Raw genomic sequence first — 7,554 nt, 5'->3', positions numbered from 1 at the left:
GTGACGTCACCGCGCCGACCTATGCCGAGCTCTATGCCAAAAATCGCTACCCACTACATCTAGTAGGTTTGGGAGCTAACCGGATAAGCACGGTTCCTTCTAATGAGGCTCGCGCGAACGGCAGGCCACCGATTGTCGGACGTGGTTTCGACGGCTGGCAATGCGCTGAGGCCTCTCCGGGGACGAGAACTGTTCGCGTACCTCAAGTCGCTCCTCGACAAGCCCATTGACTATGGGCATGTAATCCGGACCCGGAAGGTTCGTGAAGATGAAGAGCCGGCAGCCGAGGTTCGGGCCGCGCAAGACCGGCAGCAGGTTGCCAAACTCGTAGAGAGGTACCAGGGTAGACGGGTTTCAGCACCCGATGGGTCGACCTATGAGGTCAATTCAGCGTCCATCGTGATCACCGACGCTAACGGCCGCCGCAGTTCTTTGGGGCACGACCAAGCGCTCGCTTGTGCTTGGCTCATCGAGATGGACAGAGTAGCGTGCGGGCTGGCCCCTGCCGTCGCCCAGCCGGCGCAAGCGAGACAGCCGTCGTCAGTAGTGGCACACGTGGCCATTGAATATATTCGCAGCTTGGTGCGTGGCAGATAGGCGTCTCGGTATGTTTTGCAAAGGGATGCCTCGGGGCGCACCCGTCGCACTTGAAGCGCCCTGCGACGGTCCTCCATTTCCGCGTCTGACCGTTCAGGAGGGCATGGAAGTCCGCCAAATTGAAGGTGGAACGATTTGGGCCGCGATCGCGTGCTGGTGACCCGCGTGAACCGCTTTGATCAGGGGCTATCTGATGATGGCATATACGAAGCCGTGCACAACCCGCCGCGGCAAGGGTTCCAAAGGTCTAATAGCGTGGGCCGCGAGACTTACCGTGAGCAGGGTACGTAGGGCGGGCTACAGGCTGCTACTAAAGCAGGCTTTCCTGGTTCTTCGTGCGAGCTCGTGCGGCTTTCCTGAGCTCACCTGCAACAAACGAACAGAACGTATTGGCGATATTCGGTCGCTCCATGATGTTCGCTTCGCTGACATCAGTCGGTTTGAGCCCCTGGCGCTCAATGGTTCGAATGCCAATGGTGTTCGAGGTGACAAATTTGCGGACAAGCTCTTCCCGAACCTTCTTCTCAGAACTAGCGAAGAATTCACGGGCCGAGCGCATTTCCGCCATTCTGCGTTGCTCAGCTGCTGCGTCTGCGGCTGCAAGACTCGCCGCCACTGCCGTTTGCGCCGCCTCCTTGGCTTCTGTCTCTGCAGCCGAGTTACTTGCCAATTGGGCCTGAACTCGCTCGATCTCCTTGTCCGCCTCCGAGACGCGATAATTGCCAGCCATGGCTTTCAGCAGATAGCCCGATACTCGCCTGATTTTGTCACCCTCCCGGATGCGCCAGCGCGTGTACTCGATAGCTTGCTCAATCCGAGCGTCAGTCCAAATGTTACGGTTCTCGGCGATGCGTTCGAATTGGGCGTCGGAGAGGCCGAATTCTTTCTCAAGCATCTTGTAGAGCGCAACGGAATTGAGCATGGCCGCTTTTGACGCCAATGCGCTGGCCTTGCGCTTCATGCTGAACCGAATCTGGTCCTTCTTTCGCGAACCAGGCGTTCCTGCCCGCGTTTCATACGAAATTTCAATGTCGGACAACTCATTGATTTGGTTTACCGCTGGCTCGAGGTAGTCGCGCTTGAAGTATTTGAACTCGGCGTTGTTTGCCCAGGACTTGCCGGGCAAATTACGAACGAGGTCAAGCGGTAACCAATCCGTCCTCTCGTCGGACACGTTTGGCAGGATATGATCATAGATCGCTCGCGCGTAAATGAGCGTGAACTTCGAGGTAACAAGGAGACTGGTCCAGTATGAATTTTCTGGGTCCTTGATGAGTCGCTGAAGCTCGACAGGCACACGAAATCGAATCCGGCCATCCCTCACGCTGACGCGCCCAATTAACTCTAGCCAGTCGCCCTCCTCGTCTGAAACCCGCACCCGGTCGATTTCGGAATCGTCGGGGTCGCTCTCCTCTTCGTCGCCGTCTTGTCGAGCGCTCGCATCTTCGAGCAGGCGCCCATTCGAATCGACAGATACAACAGGGGCACTCGTGACTTCGAGCATGGACGACTTTACGCTGCGAACAACGCTCGAGAAATGCTTCCTGTTTTTGCTGTCATAGCGCATCAGCCATTTGAAGAAGCTGAGCGTGACCTCATAGCTCTCCTTGACTTCAGCTTCCTGCGCGACAATGAAATAGGCGGCGTCAACGAATCGGCGTGCCGACATGCCCAGACCGATGATGCGTGCAAAGACCTTGTTCTTGTGGTAGCCGATGTCTTTGTCGCTGGCGACCTCATCAATAGATTTTTGGACGGGCGCCATCTCGACAAACAGATCGAGCGCGTACTGCAGTGGGGTCACCCGCCTCTCTACGCTGCTTGGCATGCCGAGTTCCTGAGTGAGCAGCTTGTTTACATTCTGAATTGCGCCAGACTTTAGCAGATGGAGGTGAGATGTCAATGGATATTGGTCTCACCTCGGATACTTTCCGACAACGAACACTGGTACAAAATCTCTCACCAAAGTACAAAATCTCTCACCACCGAGATTTCGGTGGACATCATTTAGCCCTTGATAATCAAGAAGATATTAAGCTTATCAACACTTTCACCACCACATCTCTCACCTTGGCGCGACAAACGCTGGATGTTCTCACCCTAGTCATTCTGACCTCTCCCTTTAGTTAGCCTGAACTATCACCCTCGGGAACAAAATCTCTCACCTGATCTTTCTTCATCCCTCACCTTTTGATTCTAACCAATTGTTTTATAAGGAATTTTATCCTTTCTGTTTGTTGGTTTGTTCGGTTTTTATATGTTTACAACAACCAACATACAAACACCCCGAGCGAGAAGAATCGCGATGCCTCCTTACCATGTTGTTCCAGCCGTTCTCCTTAGATTTGCGATCTCGTCATCTACCCTTGAAGGTGAGAGATTTTGGACGGCAACATTCAAGCACCGAGACCGTGAGTTCCTAGACTGTGCAGCACATCTCCAGGTGATCGGAAGGGAGTCAAACCTGATGGCAGTTCTTGTCGCGACTACAAAAGGTGAGAGATTTTGTACCGGATTGGGTGTTGGCTGGCCCCTAGCATCCCAGAGGTGAACTAATCTACGGCTGTCAGCAAGGCATTTGGTCCGGCCCGTTGCATCAATTGAGGTGGCATGGGCTACGGTTCAACTTCTCCGCCAGTTTTTCCCGCTCTTGAGGTGAGACATTTTGTACCAGAGGCTTTTGCTAGACACATCAATGAGCCTAGCCAGCGGCCGTGTGAGCCGTTCCTAGTGCTCTAGGCTGCAAAAAGGGGACAAAATCTCTCACCCTCGTTAGGTAACGCGGTATTGGAGTCACTTGGGGTTGAGAAGGTGAGATATTGCGTACACGGCATGAGTACGAAGAGGCACTTTAGTGCCACGTTCGTGCAAAAACTCTCACCTTGAACTAGCTACCCATCTCCCTATTCGGCGCGCCATGTACTCTTCTAGGGTGTCTGTGCGGCTCAAAGGTGAGAGATTTTGTCCGAAGAATTGCACAAAGGTGAGATGGCTCGCGCGTTCTATCTCACTTTTGTGGGCTCTTCCTTGGCCTCAAATGACCATAGCATGTCGGCACTCAGATTGGCGCGGCAACCCCTAAATTTTCATTTAAATCAGTGACTTGCTTACTATCGGATAGATATCCGGGACAACGCAACTTGTGGACTGAATGACACAATAAAGAGGAAGTTTTCGTGTATTTGCTGTATTCTGCGCTTGTCCAATTTTCGGAAAAAGAGCAGCGATGGCAAACCTCAGTCAACCGATGCCAATAGACCCAACGGTCACTCTTGCAGAAATCAGCGACTTTGCTGATGTCGTGACTGACTACGCGGGCGAATTGCGCAATCAGATTCTTGCGCCACGTCCGCGTAAGACCGCCCCGGTGTTTACTACGTCCGAAATAGCTGAACTGTGTGGCCTGAGTCGCCAACAGGTTCTCCACATGGCAAAGAACGGTGATGGCGTCCTTCCAGAAGGTCAAATGACTTCGGCAGGGCGTGGTCGGACCTTTACCTTGGCCGAGGCGAGGAACTGGGTACAGCAAGTTTCTGACATTTATCAGACTCCGCTGGTTGCCGGGCCAACCGACTTCGAGGGGAAAATCATTATCACTTCCCAATTGAAGGGTGGGTCTGCCAAGACCACGACTACGATGTGTCTGGCACAGGGCCTTAGCTTACGTGGGCGGAAGGTGCTTGTCGTCGACCTGGACCCACAGGCATCGCTGTCAGAACTGTGCGGACTTTATGCGGAGAAGGAAGTGTTTCCGGAAGACACCGTGCTGCCATTCATCTACGACCAGAAGGTGGAGGGTGGCCTGGCCGATAAGGTTCAGTCGACTTATTGGGATGGTCTGGACCTTATTCCGGCGCATACCGAACTAGTGGGTGCCGAATATCACCTGCCTGCGATGCAGATGAAGCTGCCCGGTTTCAAGTTCTGGCAAGTCCTGCGAGAGGGGCTCATGCCTCTACGAAAGCATTATGACTACATCCTTCTGGACACCTCACCGTCCCTGTCCTACCTCAACTTGAATGCGTTGATGGCGGCCGACGCGATGGTCATGCCCATGGTGCCGGAGAACCTAGACTTCTTCAGTTCGCTTTCGTTTTGGCGGCTCTTTTCAGACGTCGCCAAGTCTTTCATGAAGTACGAAGCCGATAAGAAATACGACTTTGTCTCGGTGTTATTGACGCGCGTAAGCTATGGTCCCACTTCGGCTGCGCCGGTGGTACGTACGTGGGCGCAGGGCGCCTATCGTCATTGGCTCGCGCCGTTTGAAGTGCCTGCAAGTTCAGTGATGAGTTCGGGGGCGCTTGCGTTTACGACAGTCTTCGACATCAGCAGCTCGCATAGCCAAGCGAAGTCCTTGCAGCGGGTTCGCCAACCACTCGTCGACTACTGCCGGTGGATTGACGACATGTTTGTGAAGCAGTGGAGGTCAGCACTGTGAGCAATATTCGCGAACAAATGCTTGCCAAGACGGCGGGCATCCGCTCGACCGCGGACCGGAAGCCCGACGCAACTCGCCGAGCCAATCGCACGGAAACAGCGCCGGGCATGGCTGGAGCGTTGGCCACCGCGCAACTGCGAGTACAAGAACTTGAGGCAAGCGGCTTGCAGTCGCAGTTGCTGGTTACGGAGATCGTGCCGAACCCATGGCAACCGCGACGCGTCTTTAATGAACTTAAGCTGTCGGAACTAGCAGAGTCAATCCGGGAGGTCGGCCTCTTGCAGCCCATCGTTGTACGCCGTGTCGAATCGGGCTATCAGCTCGTTGCCGGTGAGCGGCGGTGGCGCGCACACAAGATGCTGAGTCTCGACGACATCAAGGCAGTGGTTGTCGACTGCTCGGATGCCGACATGGCCGTTCTCGCCATGGTTGAGAACATCAGTCGTGACGACCTGTCCGACTATGAGATCAGTCTTTCGCTGCGACAGACCGAGAAGGAGTTTCCGTCTCGTCTGCGCTTAGCGGAGGCGCTTGGGATGTCTAAGACGGGTATCTACCGGTTCATGAGCTTCAGCGAACTGCCGGATTTCATTTTGAAGGATTTGGATCTGCAACCTCGTCTCCTTGGAGGGAACGCGGCAGAAGCAATTGTCACCACGCTCCGAAAGCATGGTGAGGCCGGAGTTACGGCGGCAAAGGAGATTTGGCCACTTGTTACCTCGGGCAACCTGGACCAGGGTAAGGTCGCGGCTGCAATCAAGGCCATAGCCACGCGACGAGCAGCTTCGGTCAGCTCTGCGCGGGAGCGCAGCATCGACAAGTATTTTTCCGGCAAGGAACAGGCAGGTTCCTTCACGAAAGACATCAACGGCTTCACGTTGAAGATTAGGGCCGGCGCGTGGACCGATGTGTTGGAGACTCAGATTCGCGAGGTGCTAAGCCAAGCGTTCCACAATCAGCCCAAGTAACCTGCTGGTATATCAATGGTCCGCCTCGCGCGGGCTTTTTTTTCGCCTGGCCGCCTTCAGGACTGTTGGTCGCAGGTTTCCCTAATAGGGAATTCTGGCAATCTTATGGGCTCGCACCGGAGAGGCATGGGTCCTTCCCCCTGCGAAGTTTCACCCTGTGTGGGAGACGACGATTTTTTCGGAAATCGATGGCCAGCGAGGTCAGCCCGGATATAGCGAGGACGCCAATCCCGCCGTCTTCGGCGGCTACGTTTCCCTACTAGGGAAATCAACACCGGTTGATCGCTTCGAGCAGATTCGATTCCGACGCGCACATCCCCACTGACGTTGAACACCCTGCTGGCGCAACTCGAGACTCGGCTCAATGAGAGGAGCGACCACTGGGCCCGTTGCGAATGTTCCCGCAACCCTCAACTGTCTCAGGACTTGGCTGACGCTGAAACTCAACCGCTGCTGGATCGGCCATCCAATCCGTAGTGCAAGAGGGCTGACGGGGTCCTCCCGCAGTGAATCTGGAAGACCGGCTAGTGCCGAGCCGTCGAGGAGGCTTCCGCAGGAAGTATCCAGCCGCTAGCCAAGGTGGTGGGCGCCTACATTGAGAGTGGCTATAGATAGTTGCTCCTCGTACTCGGCTGAGCATGTAGCCGGGAGCTAGGGGTGCTTGCTGGCAGCAGCTCGAGGCGGACACGGGTATCAGAGCTTTGTCTCATCGCAACTAGCCCTGCCGAGTTTGCAACCGGAAGGAGCGGGATTAAAAAGACCGGTGCAGGGCTCCGCACCGGACCCTCGCCGAAAGGTCAGACATCCGCCTTGACAATGGCGCGGTGGGCATCGTGCTTCGCTCGTGCGCGCCACATGCCCTCACTCTTCCCGTTGCTACCAGCCATGCGTCCTTGAACATGGACTTCCCTTTACGAGCGAGCGGAAACGTTCGGAGTGTCGAAGGAAGTCTCGAGGACATCGAGCTCGGCTGGTGCATATGGCAACGCAGACCCGATGCCCCCAGTATGGAGATTCAGCGGGGAGTACTCAGTCAGCTTTCTATTTTCCGCGCAAGGGTCGCATCGGAAATCTCCCTAGTAGGGAAACTTACGGGAGAGAGTTGGCCGCCCCCGAGACTAGCTGCCCCTATGGCCTGTCGGGACGGCTCCCTGCCAGGGGAAATCAATCGCGGTTGACCGCTTCGAGTAGGTCGTTCCCCCTAATCGGAAAATTCGCAGCCGGAAAGGACCATCGCCCCTCGCGCGCGCCGATGACCGTCCCGGCTTGCCAGATTTCCCTACTAGAGAAACTCAAAGAAAGAGAATTTTCTCCCACTCGCGCCCAGCCACTGTATCTATTTCTGACTGATCGTATCCCGACATGAAGCCATGAATAATCGGGACGGCTTACTCATGGCACATGTGCTAGGTGACGGTGTGCATGGAGGCGGCCTCCAAGAGTGTCGCCACCTCGCAATTACTCAGCAGTCGGAAATATAGGCGACAGAAGGAGCCTGGAAGAATGATCGAACGAGACACGGCTTTTGCCGGACATCCGCGAGCTGCGCCT

The 7,554-nt window shown here is 55.3% G+C and carries 4 protein-coding genes; 3 read left to right on the top strand and 1 reads right to left on the bottom strand.

Features of this window, described 5'->3' with window-relative positions; translation table 11 throughout:
• Positions 1–907: 907 nt before the first annotated feature.
• Positions 908–2,425: a replication initiation protein gene (locus tag A3A5_RS0108965; protein ID WP_018310260.1), complete on the bottom strand. Its 1,518-nt coding sequence runs from the start codon at positions 2,423–2,425 to the stop codon at positions 908–910.
• Between the two features lie 74 nt (positions 2,426–2,499).
• Here A3A5_RS0108965 and A3A5_RS43105 point away from each other — a divergent pair, with 74 nt between their 5' ends.
• From A3A5_RS43105 to A3A5_RS0108955, 3 genes are all read left to right on the top strand, one after another.
• Positions 2,500–2,727, top strand: coding sequence for a hypothetical protein (locus A3A5_RS43105; RefSeq protein ID WP_157637165.1), 228 nt, complete (start codon positions 2,500–2,502; stop codon positions 2,725–2,727).
• 1,096 nt (positions 2,728–3,823) lie between these two features.
• Positions 3,824–5,035, top strand: a complete 1,212-nt coding sequence (locus A3A5_RS0108960) for a ParA family protein (RefSeq protein WP_026200598.1) — start codon at positions 3,824–3,826, stop codon at positions 5,033–5,035.
• Positions 5,032–6,003 (top strand): ParB/RepB/Spo0J family partition protein, encoded by a 972-nt coding sequence (locus A3A5_RS0108955; RefSeq protein ID WP_026200597.1) that lies wholly within the window; start codon positions 5,032–5,034, stop codon positions 6,001–6,003. Before A3A5_RS0108960 ends, A3A5_RS0108955 begins: the two co-directional genes overlap by 4 nt.
• Positions 6,004–7,554 lie beyond the last annotated feature (1,551 nt).

Origin of the sequence: Cupriavidus sp. UYPR2.512 (genome assembly GCF_000379565.1) — a bacterium.
Lineage (GTDB): Bacteria > Pseudomonadota > Gammaproteobacteria > Burkholderiales > Burkholderiaceae > Cupriavidus.
Note: the sequence above shows the minus strand (reverse complement) of the source record. Positions and strands in the feature narration are given on the sequence as shown.